Source organism: Rhizobium sp. WW_1, from assembly GCF_003610155.1.
GTDB lineage: Bacteria > Pseudomonadota > Alphaproteobacteria > Rhizobiales > Rhizobiaceae > Rhizobium > Rhizobium tropici_A.
Map to the genome: position 1 here is coordinate 429,741 of NZ_RAIN01000007.1, position 24,886 is coordinate 454,626.

General features: G+C 61.2%; 23 protein-coding genes. 8 read left to right on the forward strand and 15 right to left on the reverse strand.

Going from position 1 to position 24,886, the window contains the following annotated elements:
• Nucleotide 1 precedes the first annotated feature (1 nt).
• The 11 genes from BJ928_RS22855 to BJ928_RS22905 form a co-directional block, all read right to left on the reverse strand.
• Nucleotides 2–433 carry an EamA family transporter gene (locus BJ928_RS22855; RefSeq protein ID WP_063769450.1) on the reverse strand — a complete coding sequence of 144 codons (432 nt, stop codon included), beginning with the start codon at nt 431–433 and terminating at the stop codon, nt 2–4.
• Complete coding sequence (locus tag BJ928_RS22860) at nt 433–1,581, reverse strand: GNAT family N-acetyltransferase (RefSeq protein WP_047630556.1); 1,149 nt, start codon at nt 1,579–1,581, stop codon at nt 433–435. The genes BJ928_RS22855 and BJ928_RS22860 overlap by 1 nt, the downstream gene beginning before the upstream one ends.
• Nucleotides 1,562–2,377 (reverse strand): alpha/beta fold hydrolase, encoded by an 816-nt coding sequence (locus BJ928_RS22865; protein WP_047630555.1) that lies wholly within the window; start codon nt 2,375–2,377, stop codon nt 1,562–1,564. Before BJ928_RS22865 ends, BJ928_RS22860 begins: the two co-directional genes overlap by 20 nt.
• Nucleotides 2,367–3,239: a fatty acid desaturase gene (locus BJ928_RS22870; protein WP_047630554.1), complete on the reverse strand. Its 873-nt coding sequence runs from the start codon at nt 3,237–3,239 to the stop codon at nt 2,367–2,369. Before BJ928_RS22870 ends, BJ928_RS22865 begins: the two co-directional genes overlap by 11 nt.
• Nucleotides 3,236–3,589 carry an EamA family transporter gene (locus BJ928_RS22875; RefSeq protein WP_047630553.1) on the reverse strand — a complete coding sequence of 118 codons (354 nt, stop codon included), beginning with the start codon at nt 3,587–3,589 and terminating at the stop codon, nt 3,236–3,238. Before BJ928_RS22875 ends, BJ928_RS22870 begins: the two co-directional genes overlap by 4 nt.
• Complete coding sequence (locus tag BJ928_RS22880) at nt 3,586–4,539, reverse strand: arginase (protein ID WP_047630552.1); 954 nt, start codon at nt 4,537–4,539, stop codon at nt 3,586–3,588. Before BJ928_RS22880 ends, BJ928_RS22875 begins: the two co-directional genes overlap by 4 nt.
• Before the next feature lie 4 nt (nt 4,540–4,543).
• A complete protein-coding gene (locus BJ928_RS22885) occupies nt 4,544–5,962 on the reverse strand; it encodes an aminotransferase class III-fold pyridoxal phosphate-dependent enzyme (RefSeq protein ID WP_047630551.1) in 1,419 nt (472 codons plus the stop codon).
• 20 nt (nt 5,963–5,982) lie between these two features.
• Nucleotides 5,983–6,666 carry an MtnX-like HAD-IB family phosphatase gene (locus BJ928_RS22890; protein ID WP_047630550.1) on the reverse strand — a complete coding sequence of 228 codons (684 nt, stop codon included), beginning with the start codon at nt 6,664–6,666 and terminating at the stop codon, nt 5,983–5,985.
• 103 nt (nt 6,667–6,769) lie between these two features.
• Nucleotides 6,770–8,146, reverse strand: coding sequence for a HAMP domain-containing sensor histidine kinase (locus BJ928_RS22895; RefSeq protein WP_047630549.1), 1,377 nt, complete (start codon nt 8,144–8,146; stop codon nt 6,770–6,772).
• Complete coding sequence (locus BJ928_RS22900; protein ID WP_047630989.1) at nt 8,143–8,799, reverse strand: response regulator transcription factor; 657 nt, start codon at nt 8,797–8,799, stop codon at nt 8,143–8,145. Before BJ928_RS22900 ends, BJ928_RS22895 begins: the two co-directional genes overlap by 4 nt.
• Nucleotides 8,800–8,960: 161 nt before the next feature.
• Nucleotides 8,961–10,370 carry a PLP-dependent aminotransferase family protein gene (locus BJ928_RS22905; protein WP_047630548.1) on the reverse strand — a complete coding sequence of 470 codons (1,410 nt, stop codon included), beginning with the start codon at nt 10,368–10,370 and terminating at the stop codon, nt 8,961–8,963.
• Nucleotides 10,371–10,477: 107 nt separating this feature from the next.
• Between BJ928_RS22905 and BJ928_RS22910 the strand changes: the two genes are divergently transcribed.
• The 4 genes from BJ928_RS22910 to BJ928_RS22925 all read left to right on the forward strand — a co-directional run bounded on the left by BJ928_RS22910 (nt 10,478) and on the right by BJ928_RS22925 (nt 14,051).
• Nucleotides 10,478–11,341 (forward strand): DMT family transporter, encoded by an 864-nt coding sequence (locus BJ928_RS22910; RefSeq protein ID WP_047630547.1) that lies wholly within the window; start codon nt 10,478–10,480, stop codon nt 11,339–11,341.
• A gap of 85 nt (nt 11,342–11,426) precedes the next feature.
• Entirely contained in the window at nt 11,427–11,891 is a 465-nt protein-coding gene (locus BJ928_RS22915; RefSeq protein WP_047630546.1) for a nuclear transport factor 2 family protein, read from the forward strand.
• Nucleotide 11,892: 1 nt separating this feature from the next.
• Nucleotides 11,893–12,456: a TetR/AcrR family transcriptional regulator gene (locus tag BJ928_RS22920; protein ID WP_082011819.1), complete on the forward strand. Its 564-nt coding sequence runs from the start codon at nt 11,893–11,895 to the stop codon at nt 12,454–12,456.
• Nucleotides 12,457–12,734: 278 nt separating this feature from the next.
• Nucleotides 12,735–14,051: a glucoamylase family protein gene (locus tag BJ928_RS22925; protein ID WP_047630545.1), complete on the forward strand. Its 1,317-nt coding sequence runs from the start codon at nt 12,735–12,737 to the stop codon at nt 14,049–14,051.
• Nucleotides 14,052–14,304: 253 nt separating this feature from the next.
• Here the strand turns inward: BJ928_RS22925 and BJ928_RS22930 are convergent, their stop codons facing one another.
• The 3 genes from BJ928_RS22930 to BJ928_RS22940 all read right to left on the reverse strand — a co-directional run bounded on the left by BJ928_RS22930 (nt 14,305) and on the right by BJ928_RS22940 (nt 18,362).
• Nucleotides 14,305–15,294: an Ldh family oxidoreductase gene (locus tag BJ928_RS22930; protein ID WP_047630544.1), complete on the reverse strand. Its 990-nt coding sequence runs from the start codon at nt 15,292–15,294 to the stop codon at nt 14,305–14,307.
• 150 nt (nt 15,295–15,444) lie between these two features.
• Complete coding sequence (locus BJ928_RS22935; protein WP_047630543.1) at nt 15,445–16,980, reverse strand: aldehyde dehydrogenase family protein; 1,536 nt, start codon at nt 16,978–16,980, stop codon at nt 15,445–15,447.
• A gap of 98 nt (nt 16,981–17,078) precedes the next feature.
• Nucleotides 17,079–18,362 carry an FAD-binding oxidoreductase gene (locus BJ928_RS22940; RefSeq protein WP_047630542.1) on the reverse strand — a complete coding sequence of 428 codons (1,284 nt, stop codon included), beginning with the start codon at nt 18,360–18,362 and terminating at the stop codon, nt 17,079–17,081.
• 290 nt (nt 18,363–18,652) lie between these two features.
• On the opposite strand from BJ928_RS22940, the gene BJ928_RS22945 reads away from it, so the two are divergent.
• On the forward strand, nt 18,653–18,889 hold the full coding sequence (locus BJ928_RS22945; RefSeq protein WP_047630985.1) for an Lrp/AsnC ligand binding domain-containing protein: 237 nt from the start codon (nt 18,653–18,655) through the stop codon (nt 18,887–18,889).
• Nucleotides 18,890–19,311: 422 nt separating this feature from the next.
• Complete coding sequence (locus tag BJ928_RS22950) at nt 19,312–20,514, forward strand: glycosyltransferase family 4 protein (protein ID WP_047630541.1); 1,203 nt, start codon at nt 19,312–19,314, stop codon at nt 20,512–20,514.
• Here BJ928_RS22950 and BJ928_RS22955 read toward each other — a convergent pair.
• The gene (locus BJ928_RS22955; RefSeq protein WP_047630540.1) at nt 20,481–21,335 is read right to left on the reverse strand and encodes a glycosyltransferase family 2 protein; all 855 of its coding nucleotides are present in this window, start codon (nt 21,333–21,335) and stop codon (nt 20,481–20,483) included. The two genes, BJ928_RS22950 and BJ928_RS22955, sit on opposite strands and share 34 nt — an antisense overlap.
• A 188-nt stretch (nt 21,336–21,523) precedes the next feature.
• Here BJ928_RS22955 and BJ928_RS22960 point away from each other — a divergent pair, with 188 nt between their 5' ends.
• Both BJ928_RS22960 and BJ928_RS22965 read left to right on the forward strand, forming a co-directional pair.
• A complete protein-coding gene (locus tag BJ928_RS22960; RefSeq protein WP_047630539.1) occupies nt 21,524–23,038 on the forward strand; it encodes a polysaccharide biosynthesis C-terminal domain-containing protein in 1,515 nt (504 codons plus the stop codon).
• Between the two features lie 10 nt (nt 23,039–23,048).
• Nucleotides 23,049–24,839, forward strand: a complete 1,791-nt coding sequence (locus BJ928_RS22965) for an alpha/beta fold hydrolase (protein ID WP_047630538.1) — start codon at nt 23,049–23,051, stop codon at nt 24,837–24,839.
• The last annotated feature ends 47 nt before the right edge of the window (nt 24,840–24,886 follow it).

Consider the following 24,886-nt stretch of genomic DNA (forward strand, 5'->3'; position numbering starts at 1 on the left):
ATCACCTATCCTTGCCGGTACCCGTGCGCAATTGGTCATCGCGCTTCGCGTCCCATTCGCTATGATCCGCCTTCGTCTCGACGCTGGCGCCTGCAATCAGCCAGACGCCCGTCAGGATCAGGCCGCTGCCGATCAACTGCAAGGCGACGACCCGCTCGCCGAAGACGAACCAGCCGGTCGCGATGATCAGCACGTAGCTTATACCGGTCAGCGGAAAGGCGCGGCTGAGTTCTAGCTCGGCAAGCACATTCATCCAGACAAAGAAAGCAACAATCTCCACGGCGATCGCCGCCAATATCCAATAGGAGGAGAGCGCTTGCCACAGCCAGGCCTGCATACTCGCATCGTGCAGATCATCCGCACCGAGCTTGATGAGGAATTGGAACAGCGTGCTCATCACCGGCACGGCAAGCCAGTAAAAACGCATAGGCATCACGCACCCGCCTCGTCAGCCGCAAACAGTGGCGAGACCAGCCGCAGCAATCCCTGGAGCAGGGGATTGCGATGGCGGAAATACATCGCATTCGCGGTCAGCTTGCTGCCGAGACGCAGCTTGTTTTCATAATTGGCCTGACCGCTCTGATAGCGGCTGAGGCCGTTGTCTAGGCAATAGCGCAAATTGGTGAACCAGCTCAGGAAATAGAGATTGTAGGGCCGCCCCTTGTCGCCATCCATGCAAAAGAACTTGTCGATGGCCACGCGCTCGTCATGCAGGATCAGATTGGCGGCAAGCAGCTTGCTCCCGACGAAATAGAAGGCGCAAAAGGAACGGCCGGACATGCGGTCGAGAACGCCCTGGAAATAGGCTGATGTCAGTTCCTCGAACTGCAGTTCGCTGCGGTTGCGCGTGTCACGGTAGAGCGCCATGACCTCGGGCAGGAACTCGCCGAAATCGGTCCGGATTTCCACCCTCACCTGCCCGGCGGCTTTCATCTTGCGGCGCATGTCCTTGCGCGTACCAGACGAAAGCCGGCAGAGATATTCATCGATCGTCTTGAAATCGATATCGAGCCATGCGGTCGGAAGACCGCCGATCGCCGCATAGCCACGCGCGGCAAGCAGATCGCCGAACTCCGCCGAAACCTGCTCCGGAATATCCTTGAGGCCGATCAGCCCACAACGCTCCGTCGCGGCAACCTGATCGAAAAAGGACAGCATCTCCGTCAGCAGCCGGCGGCGATGCTCGCCGGACAGCTCGGGATGAAAGCCGATCGCGCCGGTTTCGGTGCAGGGCGATCCGACGCATGCAAGGCGCAGCTTCAGAAAGCCCGGAAAACGACGCTGCAGGCGGCGCACGGACCGGCGCAGAAAGCCCTCGTCCAGCGTCGTATCGAGCGCATAGAGGCAGAGAAAGGCCGGCATGGCGGCGCTGACGCGCCCGCCCTCCGTGATGGTGATATAGCGCCATTCGAACCCTTCGAGGCCGGCTTCCTCGATCGCCAGCAGGCAATCATAGTCCTCGACCTCGTTCGGGAAGCACGCGTTCCACGCATCGCGGCCGATGGCACGAATACTGAAATGAACCTCAGCCACGGGATCGCCGATCGGCTGGGGTGCCATTTTAAGCAGCGGCTGCGACATGACGCGCCTCGAAGAAATCGGCCGTAAAATCCGCCACCTGACGGTGCTGCCGATCGACATGGATCATGTGATAGCTGTCCGTGATCCATTTGAGTTCATGCGGCGCGCCGATATGCTCGGAAATGTAGCGGGCATGCTTCGGGCTGGCGAGATCGTCGTCCTCGGCATGCAGGATCAGCGTCGGCGTGCGCATCTGCGGCAGCATGCCGCGAAGCGCCTTGCCCAGCCGGTGCATCTCCACCAGGCCCTTTCCGGGAAACTTTTCCAGAACCCCTTCGCTCGCCATGCCTTCGATCAGCCGGCGCATTCGTTCGTCCTTGATCCCCAGCGAGGTCGTCTCGCTGAAGCTCAGGCGATCAAGGAAGGGAACCCGCGACAACCAGCCGATCTGCGAAGCCAGCAGCGGATAGTAGAAGGGAACGTCCCAGCCGTCATAGCTGAAGCAGGGTGAATAGATCGCCACCGCGCTGATGGTCTTCTTCTGTTGTTCCGCAGCCAGCATGGCGAGCTTGCCACCGACGCAGATGCCGGCGGCGAAGACTTCCTGCGTTCTGGACGCCAATAGCTCCGATGCTTCCACGACGGAAGCGAGCCAGTCTTCCCAGCGCGTCCCGCGCAGCGTCCTGGCATCGACGCCGTGACCGGCCAGCAGCGGCGCATAGACGCTATAGCCCTTGCGATTGAGATGCCGAGCCACCAGCTTCATTTCGGCAGGGGCGCCCGTCAGACCGTGGATCAGAAGGACGCCTTTGCCGTTTGAGCCCTCCATGAAGAAGCTCAATTCATCAGCTCTCATGAGATAGCTCCGACTGCCGGTTTTCCTTGGCCATAAAGCCAAGCGCATGGCAGGTGCTGATCACATGCGTACCGTTCTTTTCCTGCTCGTCCTTGATCTGCTCGTGCAGCGCCGGCAGCTTCGTCCAGTGGGTGCGGGGACGATAATGATGCTCCGCGTGATAACCGTTGCCGAACCAGAGCCAGTTGTAGAAGGGCTGATGGCTCGAAACGCCCCAGGCGATCGGTTCGTCCGGATCGCCGTTCAGATGCTCGTAGTAGCCGTTCAGCGACGACAGGCAATTGCCGATATAATAGAACGGCACGAAGAACAGCACGGCCTTCCAGTCGTAGATCAGCGCGAGCGCCGCAAGACCCAGGAAGAAATAGAGCTCGAACCGCCCCCAGGCCGCATCGAACGGACGGTTGCGGGCAATCGCCTTGTGGATGTCGCCGATGCTGTCGCGGAAGAAGCTCAGCAGCGTATAGGACCAGACGTTTTCCGGCTTGCCGTCGCGGCCATGGCGATAGATCGACAGCAGGTCGATGGTATCGCCCTTTTCGTCGGGGCGGTCGCTGTTGCCGGAATGATGGCGCATATGCACCCAGTGATAATAGGTCTGCGAGAAGCCGATCGCGACCGACTCCAGCAGGCTGAAGCCGTAGTTCATCCAGCGCGGCTTGAAATAGGGCGTGTGGATGAAATTGTGCGATATGCTGTTGATGTTCCAGGAGATCGATACCGCGTAAAGGCAGCCGAGAATGGCCGAGAGCCACAGCGGCCGGCTTTCGAAGCCGACGATCAGATAGACGTCGAAAGCAAGATGGGCGACGGCAGCCAGAACCGGTGCCAGATCCCATCGGGTGTGCGCAAAGATTTTCATAATCCCGTAACTCCCACGCAAACCACACCGGCGGTAACGAGAAAGACGCCCGTCGCATGGCGCAGGTTGATGTTTTCCTTGAAGATGACGGCGCCGGCAAACACGATGACAACGTAGCTGAGCGCCATCAGCGGGAAGGCGATGGTCAGTGGGACGTGCTCCAGAACGGCCGTCCACGAAAAGAGTTCAACGGCCCAGAGCAGAATGCCGAGCCAGGTGATCGGTTTTGCCAGCGCCGAAAGCGGCGCGTTCTGGCTGGCCGATTGCTTGAAGCAGACCTCGCGGGCGGTTTCCGCGACCACACAGAACAATATGAGCCCAAGCATGGGAAGTGTCAGGCTGCCGGTCATTCCATATACTCCGCCAACACCTCCAGCAGGGCGTGATTGGCCGCGCTGTTGATGTTCCTCATCGTTTCGACGCCCTGTCGCATGCGCGGTTGATCGATGAAGATCTCCGCACGCTTCATGAACTGCGTCCGAAGGCTGCCAGCATAACTCGGAGTTGAATAATCTCCTATGACATCCGCACCGATGATGCGGTGACGGCTGCCGATTTCGCTGATCAGAGCCAGAAGATAAGGCAGCCGCATGCGGCCCTGATCCCAGTTGGTCACGGCATCGTCGGCGGCCAGCACATCCTTGTCGATCGTGACATAGACCGCCTCGGTGCGAATGCGGCTCAGCATGTGGTCGATGAAATTTTCCTCGCCGATCTCGGCGATCGACTTCCAGTGCAGCGCACCCTTTTCCTGCCGGTAGCTGGCGCCAGTGCCGTAATCGGCCAGTACGCGGCTCGGCGGATGTTCGTAAGGGTAGAGTTCCAGCTTGCCGTCGCCGAGCCAGTGCAGATTGGCGCCCTTGCGCTCCGGGCTGCGAAGATCATGGCTGCAGACGCCGATGGTAATGACCCGCTGGATGTTGGGGTTGGCAAGGGCGCGATTGACCCAGGATCCGCAATGCATGCCGCCGTCGAATTTGACCCAATCCGGATGATTGTCGAAATGGATCAGCGTCGCCGCACCGGACTGGCGTTCAAGCGCGTCATCAAGCAGGAGGGCGGTGATGTGGTGGAAATCGCCCGACCCCATGAAACACAGTTGCGGGGACTTGCCCGTCGTCGGCCTGTTCTTGACGATCTCGCGGCTGAGGTCGTCAAGGGCGCTCTGTTTGCTCCACAATCGAACCTGCTGCCCGGCATTCTTGCCGAAATACTGGTGCGCGCCTGCAAATTTGCACGCGCGCACGAAGTCGGGCTGCAACTCCAACGCATCATCAAGATGAAGAAGCAGCAGTTGCACGGCCTTATCTCCGGGCAGCGCGCGTCAGAAGCTGATCGAGCAGGGCGAGCGCCAGGTCGATCTCTTCTCGGGTGATGAGCAGGTTCGGTGCGAAGGTGATGACGTTCTTGTGGTAGCCGCCGACATCGAGCACGAGACCATAGGTCTTTCCGCCCACCTGAAGGTCGCCCTTCATGCCTTCGTCGCACATCCAGTCCAGCGTCGCCTTGTCCGGCGTGTAGCTGTCATCCTTGCAGATTTCCATGCGCAGGGCGAGGCCGAGACCGTCGACTTCGCCGACGATGACGTGGCGCTTCTGCAGCTGCTTCAACCCGTCGAGGAAGTGTGCGCCCTTTTCCATGACGGCGGCGCCGAAATCTTCCTCTTCCAGCATCTTCATCGTTTCGAGCGCGACAGCGGTGCCCATCGGGTTGCTGGCGAAGGTCGAGTGCGTGGAGCCGGGCGGGAAGATGGTCGGGTTGATCATCTCTTCGCGGGCCCAGACGCCGGAAAGCGGGTTGAGGCCGTTGGTGATCGCCTTGCCGAAGACGAGCGCATCAGGCGAAACGCCGAAGTGCTCGATCGACCAGAGCTTCCCGGTACGATAGACGCCCATCTGGATTTCGTCGACGACGAGCAGGATACCGTGATCGTCGAGCACCTTCTTCAGTTCGACGAAGAAGTTCATCGGCGGGATGACGTAGCCGCCCGTGCCCTGGATCGGCTCGATGTAGAAGGCGGCATATTCGGACTTGCCGGCCTTCGGGTCCCAGACGCCGTTATATTCGCTCTCGAACAGGCGGGCGAACTTCTGGACGCAATAATGACCGTATTCTTCCTTCGACATGCCCTTCGGGCCGCGGAAGTAATAGGGGAACTCGACAAACTGAGCGCGATCGCCGAAATGGCCATAGCGGCGGCGATAGCGGTAGCTCGAGGTGATGGCCGAGGCGCCGAGCGTGCGGCCGTGGTAGCCACCCTCGAAGGCGAACATCAGGCTCTTGCCGCCGGTATAGTTGCGTACGAGCTTCAGCGAATCCTCGACCGCCTGCGAACCGCCGACGTTGAAGTGTACGCGGCCCTTGTGACCGAACTTGCGCTCGGCATCCTGGGCGATGAGCGTCGCAAGTTCGACCTTCTCGCGATGCAGATATTGCGAAGCGACCTGCGGCAGCTGGTCGAGCTGGCGATGGGCGGCCGCGTTCAGGCGCTCGTTGCGGTAGCCGAAATTGACGGCGGAGTACCACATCTGCAGATCGAGGAACGGCGTGCCGGTGCTGTCATAAACGAAGGAGCCTTCGCATCCTTCGAAGAACTTCGGCTTGTCCGTATAGTGAACCGTATCGCCGTGGGAGCAATAGATCTCCTCAAGCGCGCGCAATTCTTCTTCGGAGCGGACGGACTCGGTCTCGCCGCTGAAGGCTTCGGCTGCATTCGTTTTCATTCAATGCCTCTCGGTCTGGTTTACGCCGTCTTGAAATGCGGCAGCGTACGGGAGCGTCGCTCGACGCTCGGGAGAACGGCTTCCATCTTTGGAAGCAGATCGGAAAAGTCTTCGAAACCGACATAGGGAATGCCGTTTTCCTCGCAGTAATCGACGAGCTTGGCCTTCGCGAAAACGAGGTCGACCTTGTCGGAAACGCAGAAGTCGCTTCGCCCGTCGCCGACATAGACCTGCAGGTCATTGCTATCGACGACACGGCATTTGCAGACGCCGGCACCGGACACGCAGCCGGTTGCCGTGAAGGGTGGGAACAGCGAATAGGACTCGCGGCCCTGAGAGACGCTGCAGGTGAGCACATTGGCGACGATCGGCAGGCCCTCGATGCCATGGCGCGCAAGGATGCGGCGGATGAAATAGTCCACACCATCGCTGACGATCGTGACAGGCAATTCGCCACGGCGGCAAAATGACAGAAAAGCCTCGAAGCCGGGATCGATCGCCAGCGTGTCGAGAAAGCGGTCAAGCTCGCCTCTGTTTGCCTCGATGAGGGCGATCTGCCGGCGCATGCATTCGCCGGAGCCGATCAGCCCCTGCTTCCACAGCTGCTCGATATTTTCCCACTCTGAGCCAGCGAAACGGGATAACACCATATCCGTCGCGTCTTCGATGGATATGGTTCCATCAAAATCGCAAAACACCTGCATGAAATACCCTTTCGCCTTATCCTAAGTTGCGTCTAACAACCTCAGATGAGCCGGGTATGAGCGGAAAATGATCTGAAAATGAAAAACGACGAGGCGTTGATTTTTAGCTCAAAGGCAATCTTAGATCGACTTGAAGACCACTACCCAGGCGCGAGGTCGAAAGGTCGACCGACGCCGAGAGACGGTCCGCCGTATCCGCGACGATGGCGAGGCCGAGGCCTGCGCCTTCGGTGTGAAGCGTATTGAGACGATAGAAGCGTTGGAACACCGCCTCCCGCTCATGCGGCGGAATGCCGGGGCCGCTGTCGCTGATCGAAATGCAACCAAAACCATCCTCGGAGGTGATGGAAATTTTGATCTCCCCGCCCGCTGGCGTGTATTTGATGGCATTGTCGAGCAGGTTGGTGACCAGCATGCGCAACAGCGACTCGTCGGTCGTAACCTCGATCGGCTCGTCCCCTTCCAGCACGACGTCAAGCTCCCGACTGGTGATGATGTTGCCGAATTCGGCAATGAGCGAGGCCATCCAGTGATAGAGAGGCACCGATGTCAGATTGAGGGGGTGGTGGCTGACCCTGGCGAGCCGCAGCAGCTGCTCGATCAGATGAATGGTGCGGTTGTTGCTGGCGACAAGATCGGAAATGATCGCCTGCCGCTCGTGATCGCTGTCGCTGTGTTCGAGCATCCGCAAAAGCAGCTTCACGCTCGCCTGCGGCGTGCGCAGCTGATGGGCCGCAAGGTCTGAGAAGCGCCGCTCCAGCGTCAGCGACTGGGCGAGCTTTTCCAGCAGCTGGTTGATCGACCGGCCAAGCGGCAGCAGATCGCGCGGCAGCTCCTCGACGGGAATGGCCGAGAGATCGTCGGGCGATCGCGTGCGGATCTGCCGCACCAGCCCGTGAATGGTGCGCAGGCCGCTGTTGATACCGAGCCAGATCAGAAAGCCGATGACGGGCACCAGCATCAGCAGCGGGAAGAAGAGATTGAGGAGAATGTTGGAAACGAGCGTTTCGCGAAGCGCGATCTTCTCGCCGAGCTCGATCACGATGCTCGTGCTCGGGATCGGCAGCGAATAGATGCGCCATTCCTCCCCGCCATAGGTCAGGGTGGTGAAACCGACCCTCTGCTGCGGCACATCGGAGAGGAACGCCGTGCTGCTGTAGAAGCGGATCTTGCCATCGACCCAGGCGCGAAACATATGGGCGTCGGCATAATCATCGGCGTCTTCATTGAAGGCCAGCTGATTGTCCATATTGAAGTCGATGTCGTCGATCTGCTTGGCCGCATGGTCCGGATTCCTCTCCAGTGGGCGGCGCAGCAGGCTCCAGATGACATTGGCATCGTCGATGAGCTGGGCATCGTAGATATTGTTGATCTCCCGCGTCGCGCTGTTGAAGGCGAAGGCGGCGATCACGACGATGGTCACCACGACGACTGGCGCAATACGGAGAAATAGCTTCCTGGTAAGCGTGGAATTGTTCATCGCTCGATCATGTAGCCGACGCCGCGGATCGACTTGATGAAATCGGTGCCGAGCTTCTTGCGCAGATTGTAGATCGTCACTTCGATCGTGTTGCTCTCTACGGTGTTTTCAGCATCGTAGAGCGCATATTCGATATCGTTCTTCGTCACGTATCGACCGCTGCGCTCCATCAGCAGCTTCAAGAGATGGAACTCCTTCGCCGTGGTATGCACCTGCACACTGCCCTTGCGCGCCACCATGGCGGAGGGGTCGACCTCCACCTCGCCGCAGCGGATGACGCTTTCGGTTCGCCCGTCGCGCCGTCGGATGAGTGCGCGCAGCCGCGCCAGCAATTCGTCGAGATCGAAGGGCTTGACCAGATAGTCGTCGGCACCCTCATCGAGACCTTCGACCTTCTGCCGAACGGAATCCATCGCCGTCAGCAAAAGCACCGGCACGGAATTGCCGCGCTGTCGGATGCGCCGCAGCACCTCCATGCCGCTCAGCAGCGGCAGGTTGATGTCGAGGATGATCGCGGCGAAATGCGAATGCGCCGCAGCCTCGAGGCCGGATTCGCCATCGCGCATCCAGTCGACGCCATAGGCATGCTTTTCCAGCGCCTTTTTCAGCGATGATCCGAGGATATTGTCGTCTTCAACAAGCAGAACGCGCACGACCGACCTCATTTAGTCGAATATTTCTGAGCCGATGTGGGCCGCAATTGGCGCGGCGATGTGGCAAAGCTATGACGGATCATTTCCATCTGGCAAGAGCGGTGGCCTTCCGCCCCTTCCGAATACGGCGAAAACCGAACGCAATCCACCGATGAAAGCGGCTATTTCAGGCGTCGCATGGACGCTTCCAGCACATCGAAGATGCGAGGATCGGTCGATTGCGCAACGTTGAACCGCATGAAGCGTCCGGCGCCATCCGAAAGGCTGAACACATTGCCTGGTGCGAGGACGATGCCCTCGGCGACGCAGGCGCGTGCGACATCGGCGGCATTGAGCCCCTCCGGTAGCCGGCACCAGAGAAACATCCCGGCCTGCGGCTTCAGCCAGGGCACGATGCCGATCGCCTCCAGCCGCGCCGATACCTCCGACATGGTCTTGGCGAGCCGCAGCCGCAGCGCCTCGACATGCTTGCGGTAACTGCCATCCTTCAAGGTGAGATAGACCAGTTCGGCGGACAACTGCCCGGAGCTGAAACTGCTTGCGACCTTGAGATCGACAAGCCCGTCGATCCAGTCTCGTCTCGCAGCGATGAAGCCGCAGCGCACCGAAGCCGATAGCGTCTTGGAAAAACTGCCGATATGGATCACCCGGTCGAGCCCATCAAAGGCGGCAAGACGCGGCGCCGGCACATGCTCGAAATCGGCGAAGATATCGTCCTCGATGATGATCAGGCCGGAAGCCTCGGCCAATTTCAGCAGGCGATGCGCCGTGACAGGCGAGAGCACGGCGCCTGTGGGATTGTGGATCGCCGAATTGGTGATGTAGAGCCGCGGCTTGTGCCGCTCGAGAGCCTCACCGAACAGCTCTATATCCGGCCCCGTCGGCGTGAAGGGCACGCCGATGACGTTGACGCGATGCGCACGCAGGAGCGCATGGAAATTGAAATAGCAGGGATCGTCGACCAGCACGGTATCGCCGGGCTCGACGAGGAAACGGCAGAGAAGATCGATCGCATGCGTTCCGGATTCCGTCAGCATGATCTGGTCCGGCCGCACTGTGATGCCATGATCGCCGAGGCGTCTTGCCAGCAGCTGCCGCAGTGGCGGCAGGCCGAGCGGCGTTCCGTAATTGGCAAGCACGCCCATATCCCCTCGCGCCAGCGTTCGCAGCGCGCGCCGCAATCCCGGCTGCGGTAGCCAGGAGGGCGGAAGCCAGCCGCAGCCGGGCTTAAGGACGTCATCGCCCATCTCGAGCGATTGCCGCGCGATCCACAGCGGATCGACATTGGGATCGGATGCCGTACCGCTTTCCGACAGTGACAGCGGTGGCAGCGAACCGCATACATAGAATCCCGAGCCCGGGCGCGAGCGGATCGTGCCTTCGGCGGCAAGCCGCTCATAAGCCTCCACGACGGTGGAAACCGACACCTGCATCGCCTTGGCAAAGCCGCGCACGGAAGGAAGTCGCGCCCCCGGCATCAGGCTGCGACTGGCGATGCGATCGGAAATCGCCGTCATCACCCCCTCGATGCGGGTGCTCCCACCTGCGCTCCGTGACGATAGATCATCCATCTGTACTGCCTTTCAAACCATAACAGTTCTCGAAAATTGTACTGCACTGTCTCTGGCTTGACCAGCCGAACTTTCCGATACCGCTGTGATCAAAAGGAGCATGTGCAATGGACAAGACGACGACAGGATGGATCTACGGTTTGACGGGTGTGGTGATCTTCAGCGGCTCGCTGCCGGCGACCCGCGTGGCCGTGATGGATTTCGACCCGCTGTTCCTGACCGTTGCTCGCGCGGTGATCGCCGGCATGCTGGGCCTTTGCCTGCTGCTTGCCTTTCGCGAAAAGCGCCCCGCCCGCGGCGACATCGTCTCGCTTGCGATCGTCGCGCTCGGCTGCGTCGTCGGCTTTCCGCTGCTGACGGCGCTGGCGCTGAAGCACGTCACCTCGGCTCATTCGATCGTCTTCATCGGCCTGCTACCATTGGCGACTGCCATCTTCGGGGTACTGCGCGGCGGCGAACGGCCACGTGCGGCCTTCTGGATCTTTTCCGCCATCGGCAGTGCACTCGTCAGCGGCTATGCTCTGACCCAGGGCATATCGGCCTCGCCGGTCGGCGATCTCCTGATGCTGGCGGCCATCATCGTCTGCGGACTTGGCTATGCCGAAGGCGCCGTGCTTTCGCGCCGGCTCGGCGGCTGGCAGGTCATTTGCTGGGCGCTGGTCCTCTCCCTGCCCGTTATGATCGCGCTCTGCGTCGTGACCATGCCGCACACGATCGACGGTATCGGCCGCCCCGCCTGGCTCGGTCTCACCTATGTCTCGCTCTTCAGCATGTTGATCGGCTTCGTCTTCTGGTATCGCGGACTGGCACAGGGCGGCATTGCCGCCGTCGGCCAGCTGCAATTCCTGCAGCCCTTCTTCGGCTTCGCGCTTGCCGCAGCACTCCTCAAGGAAAGCGTCAGCTGGTCGATGCTCGTTGTGACCATCGGCGTCGTCGCCTGCGTCGCCGGGGCGCGAAAATTCGCCCGTTGAGCCCCACGCCCCACGTAAAGATCGCCTCTTGATCTTGTAGACCGATCGGTTTATTAATAACCGATCGGTCTACAAGGAGATCATCATGCCGACCCCACTCGTCCCGCCTTTCACCCGCGAAACTGCAATCGCCAAGGTCCGCATGGCCGAAGATGGCTGGAATAGCCGTGATCCCGAGCGCGTTTCCAAGGTCTACACGGAAGACAGCCAATGGCGAAACCGCGCCGAATTCCCGCGCGGCCGCAAGGAGATTGTCGAATTCCTGACGCGCAAATGGGCAAGGGAGCTGGATTACCGGCTGATCAAGGAACTTTGGACCTTCGAGGGCAATCGCATCGCTGTGCGTTTTGCCTATGAATGGCATGACGACAGCGGCCACTGGTTCCGCTCCTATGGCAACGAGAACTGGGAATTCGATGCCGACGGCCTCATGCAGCGCCGCTTCGCCTCCATCAACGACATGCCGATCAGGCAGGAAGACCGGAAATTCCACTGGCCGCTCGGCCGCCGGCCTGACGATCACCCCGGCCTTTCCGATCTTGGCCTTTGAGATGGTGCGAACCGTCTTCGAAAAGCCCGACGCCATCGCCCTCGTTGCTGAAGTCTTCCGCGAGCTCGGCTACGAGGGGGCATCGATGAGCCACATCACCGCCCGCACGAAGCTTTCGAAGGGCAGCCTCTATCACTTTTTTCCGGGCGGCAAGGAAGAGATGGCGGCCGAGATTATCGCCCATATCGACGCCTGGTTCGTGACGGAAATGTTCAGGCCGCTCGAAGAGGGCGAGCCGCGTGCCGCCATCGCGCGCATGTGGGAGACGACGGACAGTTATTTCCGTTCCGGCCGCCGTGTCTGCCTGATCGGCGCCTTTGCCTTGGACGAAACCCGCGATCACTTTTCGGCAGCCATCCGCGGCTACTTTCATCGCTGGATCGAAGCGCTTGCCGGCGCGCTGCTCAAAGCCGGCGCGCCGGGCGCAGAAGCGAAGCCGCTCGCCGAAGAGGCTGTGATCGGCATCCAGGGCGCATTGACGCTTGCCAGAGCCCTCGAAGATGAGGCGGTGTTTGGCAGAACGTTGGCGCGGCTGAAACGACGGCTGGAAACCGCGCTCGGCTAAAGCCATTTCATCGACGCGAATCACTACACGGCCGATATATCGCCCCTTGCCGAATGGGTTGGTGCAGCCGCCGTTATTCTACTTTTGCGGGTTTCATTGATTGAAATCTCCCATAGAGCGCATCTTCAGCCCTCAGGGTTGGGGATGACCACCTCAACAACCCACTGATATTAAAGAATCCTCCACAAAAGTATGTCATCGTTAATCATGTTTGATTTGCAACTATCCAAGCTCCCATGTTCAGCAGGGAACGGGAGCGCCGAGGAGACGGATAGACGATGCTGCAGCAGGTAAATGAAACCGACGACGCGCTGATCGACCAATTGCAACGCTCTGCGTTCGAATATTTCATGCTCCATACCAATCCGGAAAACGGACTGGTGGCGGATACCTCCATCAAAACAAGCCATTGCAGCATCGCCGCGGTCGGCTTTGCGCTTTCGAGCTATCCGGTCGCCGTCGAGCGCGGCTGGATCAGCCGCGCCGATGCGGCCAAACGGGTGCTGGCCGCCCTCGATTTCTTCGCCAACAGCGATCAGGGCACCGAGCGCGGGGCCACTGGCCATCGCGGCTTCTACTATCACTTCCTCTATATGGAGACGGGCAACCGCGCCTGGAACAGCGAGCTTTCGACCATCGATACCGGTCTGCTGCTGATCGGCGTCCTGACGGCGGCCGCCTATTTCACCGGAAACAGTCAGGTCGAGCGCGATCTCCGCAAGCAGGCGAAATTCCTCTACGAACGCTGCGACTGGCATTGGGCGCTGAACAAGGGCCAGACGATCAGCATGGGCTGGAAGCCGGCCAGCGGCTTCCTGCGCTGGCGCTACCAGGGCTATGACGAGGCGATCTTCCTCTATGTGCTGGCGCTCGGCTCGCCCACGCATCCTATTCCACCATCCAGCTACGACGCCTTCGCCTCGACCTATACCTGGATGATGTTCAAGGACACGCCCTTCCTCTATGCAGGGCCGCTGTTCATCCATCTCTTCTCGCATGCCTGGATCGATTTCCGCGGCATCCGCGACAAGCATGTCGCCGACAAGGACACCGATTACTTCCGCAATACGCAGACGGCGATATCAGTGCAGCGTGATTACACCGAGCGCAATCCCAGCCATTTCGCCGGCTACACCAAGGATATATGGGGTCTTTCCGCCTGCGACGGCCCGAACCCCACCGGCACCAAGCACAGCCTGCGCTACGCCCCGAAACTGTTCGGCTATGCCGCCCGCGGCGCTCCGCTCGGCCCAGACGACGGCACCATCGCCCCCTGGGGCCCGCTCTCTTGCCTACCTTTCGACCGCCAGGCCGCACTCGACGGCACGCGGGCGCTGCTTTCGACCTATCCCAACCTGCTGCTCGACGGCCGCTTCCCCGGCGGCTTCAATCCGAGCGTCAAGGGTCCCGGTCCGGAAGGCTGGGTGGACGATCGCTCCGTCGCGCTTGACCAGGGTCTGCTGGTCATGATGATCGAAAACGCCCGCACCGGCATGATCTGGAATCTGATGCGGCAATCCCCGATCCTCCGAACCGGTCTCGAACGCGCCGGCTTCACCGGCGGCTGGCTGGACGAGAAGCCGGCGGTCGCTTGATTGGTGGGCTGCGGGTGGCCGTCAGGCGTCTAATTTAATGCAACAACAACATGCCTGGCCCCTCACCCTAGCCCTCTCCCCGCAAGCGGGGCGAGGGGATGACCGAGTCAAAGAGCTCCCATCTTCGCACATCGACACATTAGCTTAGCGCGATAACTCCCTCGCCCCGCTTGCGGGAAGAGGGCTGGGGTGAGGGGCCGTGTGTGAAAGCACGACAAAGACACACTCACCCGACCATCACCTTAAACAGCCTTCAAAGCCTCTCTATCGCCGCAATCACCTCATCCTCGACGGAGATCCCCTCCATCAGCGCAAGCCGCCGCGAACTCTGCCCGCGCCGGCCCGGCAGGCGGACATTGGGATCGCGGGTGATCTCGCCTGCCAGCAAGGCCAGCCGCTGCGCCGTATCCGCGCCACTTGTCGCCGCCGGATTGATGGCGATGATGGTGTGGCCAAGCGCCGGCGGCCCACCCTTGTCGTCGAAGAGCGAGGAGGATTCGAAGGCGTAATTGGCGCCGGTTAGGCCGGCTGCGAGGATCTCCACCATGAGAGCGAGTGCCGCACCCTTCGAATCCCCGGCCGGGATCATGGTGCCGGCCAAGGCTTCTTCGGCATCGGTGGTCGGCCTCCCCTCGCGGTCGAAAGCCCAGTCGGCGGGGATCGGAGCGCCCTGCTGGCGCGCCGCCATCACCTTGCCCCGCGCCACTTTCGAAAGCGCGAGATCGATGACAACAGGCTCGTCGCCGGGAAGCGGCGCAGCAAAGGCGATGGGATTGGTGCCGAAAACCGGCGTCTTGCCGCCCCAGGGCGCCATCGCCGCCGGTGCATTGGCGACCATCAGCGCCACCAGTCCCTGATCGGCAAAGCGCTCCACCGTCAGGCCCATGACGCCGGCATGGTGCGATCGGCTGATGGCGGCAAGCGCGATCCCCTGCTCGCGGGCTATGTTTGGAAGCGCGTCAACGGCGAGATCGAGAGCGGGATAGGCATAGCCGTTGCCGGCATCGATGCGCAGCACGGCCGGAAAGGGCCGGCTCACCTGCGGCGTTGCGAAACCATCGGTCTTGCCGACCTTGGCCTGCCCGGCATAGGCGGGAACACGGCGCAACCCATGACCACCCTGCCCCGCCGCTTCGGCCGCCACGAGCGCGACCGCCACGGAGCGGGCATTCCCGTCGCTCACCTTGCTTCGCTGCAACGCCTCCACGACCAATGTTTCGGCTTCGGCGAGCGACAGATGCATGAGGCAAGACCTTGAAAACAAATGAGGCGGATAAAGGCTTTCTACGCCCTCATCCGCCTCATCGCAACGCAGCAAAAACTCTATCTTATTGTTCCCTTACGCATTCCGGACGGAAAACCGCTACGCACTTTTCCTGGAAATGCTCCTGCGCTAGGCCACGTCGAACTTGACGCCCTGAGCCAGAGGCAGCGTGCGACCGTAGTTGATCGTATTGGTCGCCCGGCGCATATAGGCTTTCCAGGCATCGGAGCCGGACTCGCGTCCGCCGCCGGTTTCCTTTTCACCGCCGAATGCGCCGCCGATCTCGGCGCCTGAGGGGCCGAGATTGACGTTGGCGATACCGCAATCCGAACCGCGTGCCGAGACGAAGGTCTCTGCCTCGCGCATGTCGTTGGTGAAGATCGAGGACGACAGGCCCTGCGGCACGGCATTGTGCAACGCCAGAACCTTGTCGAAATCGCTGTATTTCATCACATAGAGGATCGGCGCGAAGGTTTCCTGCTCGACCGGGCCGGTCTGCTCTGGCATTTCGACCAGGGCCGGGCGAACGTAAAAGGCATCGGCCGAACCGTTTTCGACGCGCTCGCCGCCGGTGATCGTGCCGCCCGCTGACTTCGCTGCGGCAAGAGCCGACTGCATGCGGTCAAAGGCCTGTCCGTCGATCAGCGGACCGACGAGGGTTCCTGCTTCAAGCGGATTGCCTATTGTCACCGAACCATAGGCCTTCTGCAGACGCGGAACGAGCTGATCGTAGACGCTGTCATGGACGAAGAGGCGGCGCAGAGTCGTGCAGCGCTGGCCGGCCGTGCCCATCGCGGAAAAGGCGACACCGCGCAGGGTGAGATCGAGGTCGGCCGTCGGGCAGACGATGGCGGCATTGTTGCCGCCAAGTTCGAGGATGGCCCGGGCGAAACGGCCGGCAAGGCGCGGGCCGACCGCACGGCCCATCGCCGTCGAGCCGGTCGCCGAAACCAGCGGCACCTGCGGGTGATCGACCAGCAACTCGCCGAGATCGCGGCCGCCGATCAACAGCGTCGACAGATTGGCCGGCGCCTCGCCGCCCTCAGCGACGTAGCGCTTCAGCGCCCTTTCAAACAAGGCTTGCACGGCAAGCGCGGTCAGCGGCGTCTTTTCCGACGGCTTCCAGATGGTGGAATTGCCGCAGACGATGGCGAGCGCCGCATTCCACGACCAGACGGCAACGGGGAAATTGAAGGCGGAGATGATGCCGATCGCGCCCAGCGGATGCCAGCTTTCCATCATCCGATGCTCCGAGCGTTCGGTGGCGATGGTCAGGCCGTAAAGCTGGCGCGACAGCCCCACGGCGAAATCGCAGATATCGATCATCTCCTGCACTTCGCCGAGGCCTTCGGAGGTGATCTTTCCCACTTCGATGGAGACGAGTCGGCCGAGCGCCGCCTTGCCGGCACGCAGCTCCTCGCCGAGCAGGCGGATCAGCTCGCCGCGCTTCGGCGCCGGCACATTGCGCCATGCGAGAAACGCCTCGTGCGCCGCCGCGATCGCGCCCTTCGCGTCCTCAGCCGAATGCTCCTTGAGCCGGCCGATCTCGCCGCCCGTCACCGGAGAGGTGACGGCAAGCGTCCCGCCGGTGTAGCGATCGGCCGATACGCCAAGCTCCGTCAATATTGCCTTGGTTTCGGCAGCAAGATCTGATGTCGCGGTCATCTTGTTTCCTCTTCCCGTAATGCTGTTTCGTTGACTGTTCTATCTATTGTCTCGCAATTCCGGACGGAAAACCGCTGCGCACTTTTCCTGGAATTGCTTCAGACCCTGGCGCCGACAAAATGCGCGGCCTGGGCGCCGGCCTCGTACCACATTTCCTTCGCTGCCCTGAAGCTCGGCTCGACGATATCGGTCACCGGCAGCGGCAGATCCGCCTCGGAAATCTGCCCAAGAATATGGCCGGCAAGTACCTTGCCGAACACGGTGCCCGGCGCGATGCCGCGACCATTATAGCCCGAGAAACCGACGACATTCTGGGCGAGCTTATGGAAGCGCGGTAGGGCATTGTCGGTCATGCCGATCTTGCCATGCCATTCGCATTCGAAGGGGATGTCGCCAAGCTGCGGAAAGAGCTTCCTGATCGACCGCCGCGCCCAGTTCTTGTGAATGGCAAGACCGGTATTGCGCAGAGCGCCGACGCTGCCGAAGACGAGCCGGCCGGCCTGGTCCATGCGGAAGGACGAGAGCACTTCCTTGGTGTCCCAAGCACCCTCGCGCCCCGGCAGCACGGACTTGCGCAGGTTGTCGCCCAGCGGCACGGTCGCGAAATTGAAATAGGGCAGATGCACCTGTTCGTTCCTGATCGCCTCCCACGGACCGGTGCTGTAGGCGTCGGTGGCGACGACGATCCAGTCGGCGCTGACCTTGCCGCTATCGGTCGAAACCACCCATTTCGCGCCGCTTCTTTCCGTCGACGTCACACGACTGCCGGTATGGATGGCGACGCCTGATTTCACCACGGCATGGGCAAGGCCTCGGGCATAAGCAAGCGGCTGCAGCGTGCCAGCGCGCATGTCGAGCAGCGCTCCCGCATAAGCCGAGCTGCCGACCCGGCGCTCTGTCTCCCGCGCATCGAGGACGGTAACCGGCGCACCGCGCTTGCCCCATTGCCGGGCACGCTCCTCGATTTCCTTCAATCCCTCCGGCCCGACGGCGCAATGCAGCGTGCCGTTGCGCTCGAGCTCGCAGGCGATACCATGCTTATCGATCAGCTCCATGACCAGCTTCGGCCCATTGCCGAGCAGATCGAGCAACCGCTCGCCATGGATGGCGCCGAGTTCACCGGGAAGATCGTCCGGCATCACCCACATGCCGGCATTGATGAGACCGACATTACGACCGGCGCCACCAAAGCCGATTTCATTGGCCTCCAGCAGCACGACATTCGTGCCGGCTTCCGCCAGATGCAGCGCCGTCGAAAGACCGGTATAGCCGCCGCCGACCACCACGACATCGGCAGACACCTCCCCGGAAAGCGGCGTCGTCGCCGGCGGCGAGGGGGCGGTCTTTTCCCAGAGACCATGGGAGCGCGGGTCATTCAGCATGAAATCAGTCCAATCAACAGAGATAATCGCGGCAATCTAGCGCTATGCGCGAAATTGCGGAAGCGGCAAGAGCGACATCCGGTGGACAGAGCATGATGCCGAAAAAGTGTGGGGGCTTTCGGACGACATCATGCTCCACCTCTTTGATTCCAGGGCGGATTCAGATTCTACGTCGAACACACCTAAAATTATCCGCTCTGGAGAAAAACTTGCATGGCGACGGCGCTTTCGACCATTATAGAGAAAAAGCCGATCGCCATCGCGGTCGCAGCCAAAAGCAGGACACCCTCATGAAGCCCATTTTCGTTCAGCTCCAATGCTCTCCCGGCAAGACCTACGAGGTCGCCGACGCGATCTACCAGACGGAGCTGGTTTCGGAGCTGTATTCCACCAGCGGCGACTACGACCTGCTGATGAAGGTCTACATCGCCGAGGAGCAGGATATCGGCAAATTCATCAACGACCACATCGCCAACATCCCGGGTATCATCCGCTCGCTGACGACACTGACCTTCCGAGCGTTTTGAGAGGTTCGGACTTCGGGTCTGAACACCGTCTCATTCGAAATTGCCCCTCACCCCAACCCTCTCCCCGTTTTCACGCGGAGTGAGAGTCGATTGAGTTCTGTGGGCGAGACAAAAGGTGTGCGACGAACACCGAAGCTGTCCCCTTTTCCCGCAAGCGGGGAGAGGGCTAGGGTGAGGGGCATGGTCCAAGAGCGACGGCCAGACACAATGGTCCAGCATCGTCACATTCACCTGACAAGCTTGACCTTCCTGCCGTATATCGCCCCGCTATTAACCCTCTTGCCCGAAACAACTCGCCTTTCCGCCCGCGATTAAGCCCTTTTTAACCGCCCCGATGATCTGCTTTGCCGACTGATCAACGGACGGCGCGCTGCAGCGCCGGATTGCTGTCGTGCGGCACGGCATAGGGGTCGAGGGTGGATATGACATCGGCTGTTGCGGATAATCAGGCAAACAAGCTGGCCGGACCGCTGATCCTGCATGTCGTGCGCCAGTTTCTGCCGAACAAGGGCGGCCTGGAAGACGTCGTTGCCAATCTCTGCCGCCAGCTGGTTTCCCGCGGCTATCGGGTACGCGTCGTCACCTGCAACAGCCTGTTTTCCGATCCCGGCCGTGAACTCCCAGAAAGTGAAACCATCGACGGCATCGAGATCGTCCGCATTCCCTGGTCCGGCTCCAGCCGCTATCCGCTGGCCCCAAAGGTCTTCCGCCATCTGGCCGATGCCGACCTCGTTCATGTCCACGCCGTCGATTTCTTCTTCGATGCGCTGGCCTGGGGCAAGCTGATGCATGGCCGGCCAATGGTCGCCACCACCCATGGCGGCTTCTTCCACACGCAGAAATATGCCGCCATCAAGAAGATCTGGTTCAATACCGCAACGCGGCTTTCAGCATTCGGCTATCACTCGCTCATCTGCTGCAGCCAGTCCGACGCACGGCTCTTTTCCAGGATCGCCGACAGCCGCGTGCGCTTGATCGAAAACGGCGCCGATGTCGGCAAATTTTCCAATTGTGCCGCGCTCGAAGCCCGCCGCCGCATCGTCACCATCGGCCGCTTCTCGGTCAACAAGCGGCTCGACCACCTGCTCGATGCCATGAAGGTGCTGGCGGCCCGTCACGAGGATTGGCATCTCGACATCATCGGCGCCGCGTCGGATCTCGATCGGCCGATGTTGGAGAAGGAAATCGCGACGCGCGGCCTGGAGCACAACGTCGCGCTGCACGTGTCGATCGACGACGGAGCGATCCGCAACATCATCGCTCGCGCCTCGCTCTTCGCCTCGGCCTCCGAGTATGAAGGCTTCGGCCTGGTGGCGATCGAGGCCATGAGCGCGGGCCTGCTACCGGTGCTGAACACCAACGAAGCCTATAAGGCAATGGCGGAAACCCACCCTGCGCTGATGCTGTCGGATTTTTCCAATCCCGAAGCCGCCGCCGACACGCTGACCGCGGCCTTCGAGCGCCTTGAGGCCGACGACCTCAGCCTGCGGCAGGAACTTCTGCGCGATGCCCGCGCCTATGCCTGGGACGAAGTCGCCCAACGCTACATGGATGTCTACGCGGAAACCCTGACGCCGAAGGGCAAGTCGCCTCAGCTTCTGCGCCAGCGCGGCCAGGCTGCGTAACCTTCCACAATGCCCACGAGCCAGGCGCGCTTGTAGCGCGCTGCATCGAGGTTGAAACGCACGAGCGCCGCCAGCCAGCTGACAGCCGGTCGGAACAGTCGGTAGCCGACGTAATACAAGGGAAATGCCTGCTTTCGCATCAGCGCGCCGAAGCCGCGCCCGTATTTGCGCGCCCGCTCCACCTGTCGTGGCCCATACTCACTGGTGACCTGATCGTGATGGACGATAAGCTCGGGAAAGAACATCGCATGTTTGCCGGCAGCAAGCGCCCGCAGCAGGAAATCCGCTTCTTCGCCGCTCTGGAAAGGCGATTCCGAACCGACGCCGAGATCCTCGTCGAAACCGCCAATATCGGAAAGCGCTGCTCGGCGGACGAAGATGCCATTGGAGTTGCCGCACTTCAGATAATTCCAGCGCGTCAGCGAAAGCCGCGTCTCGCCCGTCGGGCTGACGGAAGCGAGACCTTCGGCGTCGAGCGTGCGGCCGGTGACGATCGAGAGATCCGGATGGGCCGAGAACAGCGTCGCTGCCGTCGAAAGCGTATCGGCCTCATACCAGCAGTCGTCATCGGGAAAGCAGACATAATCGCCTTCCGCGACCGCCATGCCGTTGTTGCGTGCCCGCGAAAGCCCCTTCGGCGAGCGGATGTGGCGAATGAGGAAGGAAGAGGAAAAGCCGTCGATCAGCGCGCGCAGGCGGTCGTCGACGTTCTGATCGACGACGATGACCTCGAAATCCTTGTGGCTCTGCCCGGCCAGCGAGCGGAAAAGCCGCTCCAGCTGGTCGAACCGATCGACGGTGCAGACGATGAGGCTGAACACTAAAATCCTCCGCACAAGCCCCGAGGCGGCCAATATCAGAGAGAAAGAATATTAGCCGAAGTAAAAAATGAACTTACCGCAGCATTAAACCCTAAATATTAAGGCATATGAAATAGAGCTGACGCTATCCCCACGAAGAGCCGGACATGTGCAATAGGTTCCGGCAATTTGAGGAACGGTCAGTCTTCATGACGAAGAGCATAATGGCAAATTCGGTTCTGAACGCCGCGGCGGGATTGACCCTGCTTGCGACCGGCTTTGTCTGTTCGATCATCGCGGCACGTCTGCTCGGCCCCGAGGCCAACGGCATCATCGCCTTTTCCCTGTGGCTGACGACGACGGGCGCGCTGATCGCCGAGCTCGGCGCCGGCGTCACCCTGCTGCGCATCCTGCCGCAATTGAAGGGAAACGGCTATTCGACAGAAGAACGCCTTGGCTTTGCCGCCTATCTTCTGCAGCCGACGATCATCGCAACCATCATACTGCTCGCGGGTTACGTCGCCTATTATTGGGATACGGAGCGGCTACATTGGGCCGGCGACGCGTCCGAAGTCATTGTCATAACCGGCGTATTCTTCGTTCTTCAGTCTCTTGGCGCCTACAGCAAGAACTATCTGATCGGCGAACAGCAGGTCGGCGCGTTCCTGCGCATCACGGTGACAAGCTCGGCGCTGCAGCTCGTGACCGTATTGCTGGGTGCCATCTTCTTTGGCGTCAGCGGTGCGCTTGCCGGCTATGCGATCGGCCAGCTGCCGATGTTCATCGCGACCCTGCGGATAGCCATCGCGCGCAAGAACAGCTGCGGCGTCGGACTATCCACCCTCGTCGGCTCATCGCTCATCCTCTCGATCGAGCTCATCAACAGTTCGATTTTCCTCAATCGCATCGAGCTCATCTTCCTGCAACGCTACTGGGGCATCGAAGCGGTCGGCTTCTATGCCGTCGGCCTGTCGCTCGCCAATCTGGCGCTGCAACTCCCCGTGCAATTGAGCGGCAGTCTGCTGCCCTATTACTCCGAGCAGATGCACGCGCGTGATTCCGACAAGCTGCCGGTCGAGGTCTTTGCCGGCGTGGCGCGCAGTATCGCCTATATCACCCTGCCGATGAGTTTCGGGCTTGCCGCCATCTCGCCGGAGCTTGTGGTGACGATCTTCGGCCCGGCCTTTGCGCCAAGCGGAAGCATGGTCGCGCTGCTGTCGCTGACGGCGATACCCTATGTCTTCATGCAGATATGCACGCAATATCTCTATTCGCTCGACCGCGTGCGCGAGCGCACCGTCCTAGGCGTCATCGCCAGCGTCATCATGGTCATCGGCTGCGCGGTCGCGGTGCCCTTTTTCGGAGGCGAGGGTGCGGCGCTGGTCCGTCTCCTCGCCTTTACCGCCCTGTGCCTGCTGACGGTGCGCCGCATGGAATTCGAAGGATCGACACGCGGCATGCTCATCAACCTTGCAAAAGTCACGGTTGCTGCCATTCTGTGCGCGGCTGCAGCCTATGGTTTTGTTCAGGCGCTGACCGGTGTCGCAGGTCTCGTCGGCGCCATCATCGGCGGTGTCCTCGCCTATGGTGTCGCGCTCAGAGTGCTGAAAGCCGTTCCAGCCGAAGATATCGACGTCATGCAGAAAATCGCGACGCGATTGCCTGCACGTATCAATCCGATTGCCACTCAGGCTCTGGCCCTATTGGCGCCGCGCCGAATGTGAGGAGACTAGCATGGCTGGTTGGGGAGCCGCCGAAAAACAGAACAAGGAAAGACAGTCAAGATCCGCAGCGACACCGGTGACCTTCGCCGGAACGATCGGCTTGTTCACATCGGCTGCTACCCCTTCGCGTGGCTCCGCCGTGCTGTTTCTCAGCCCCTGGGGCTTTGAGGAAATGTGTGTGCGCAAGTTCTGGCGGATTCTGGCGGAGGATCTTGCCCACATCGGCGTCGCCAGCCTGCGTTTCGACTATGCCGGCACCGGCGACGCACTTGACCTGGCCGATGACGGCGAAGGCCTGAAACCATGGCAGGATACCGCGCTTGCCGCCGCGGCAAAGCTCAAGGCGCTTTCCGGCTGCGATCGCCTGATTCTTGTCAGCCAGGGTCTTGGCGGGACTATCGCCGCAACGCTTGTCGAATATATTGCCGGCGTTGACGGCATCGCCTTTCTTGCGCCCGTCATTTCCGGCCGCGCCTATCTGCGCGAACTGACCGTCTGGTCGAAGATGATCGATGAGGGCATGGGGCTTGCCGAGGCGCAACGTCAGACCGACGGCGTCACCGTCGCCAGCCTGCGCATGCCCGATAGCACCGCCGATGCGGTGAAGAAGCTGAATCTCATGACGCTAGAAGGGCTCGGCACGGCGAACTGCCTCGTGCTGACGCGCCCCGGCCGGCCGGGAGACGCCGATTTTGCGCATCATCTCGAAACGCTCGGTCCCCACGTCACGCAGGCCTCTTACGAAGGTTATGACGATCTGGTCTCGAACCCCACCGTCGCGACCATGCCGACGGCAGCTGGCCGAAAACTGGTCGAATGGGTGCAGTCGGTCGCCGCCGAAACCGGTGAGATCGCATCGACCGATCTTGCGCCGCCGGTCGCCGCGCCTCTTATCGGCGAAGGCTTTCGCGAGACGCCGCTGCGTTTCGGCGCGGGGAACCGCATGTTCGGCATTCTCTGCGAACCCGAAGGCGCCCGCACGGGCGCAACCGCGCTGCTTCTGACCACGGCCTATGACAGAAGCGCCGGCTGGGGCCGGATGTCCGTCACCATGGCGCGCGCGCTTGCCCGCGACGGCATAGCGTCGCTGCGTTTCGATACGGCCAATGTCGGCGACAGTCCGCCGCTTTCCGGCGCGCCGGAGCAGGTGCTCTATTCCGGCGAACAGCATCGGGATGTCGCCGAGGCGCTGGATCTTCTGGAGAAGCAGGATCTCCTGCCCGCCTATGTCGTGGGACGCTGCAGCGGCGGTTACCTCGCCTTCCAGGCGGCGTTACGCGACACGCGCTGCGGCGGCCTCATCACGGTCAATCCCTACAGCTTCCATTGGGATGAGAGCCAATCTGTCGATGAAGCCCTGCGCTTCGCCCCCAGGTCGCTGGAAACCTACGGGCGAAAACTCCTGCAATTGGAAACATTGAAGAGGCTCTTCGGCGGCCAGATCGATGCGAAAAGCGCCCTGTGCAACATGGCGACCGGGCTCGGCCGACGCGCGGTGCGAGCAAGCCGCCAGGTGCTCGGCGCCTTTCCTTTCTTTGCCGCGGCACAAGGACCCGTGCTGGGCGGCTTCCGTACGCTCACCAGACGCGGCGTCGACATGTCCTTGATCTACAGCGCCCACGACATCGGCCTCGATCACCTGCATGACCAGTTCGGCGACAACGGCGCGGGCCTGAAGCATTTTCCGGATATACGCCTCACCATCATTCCCGAAGCCGATCACAATCTGACCCCGCCCTATGCGCGCAAGGTGTATCTGAAGGAGGTCAGGGAGATGGGTTTGCGGCTCGGCAGTCGATGACGTCTTGACTGGAAAACCGCCGGAAATGTTCGCTACATCCGATACTT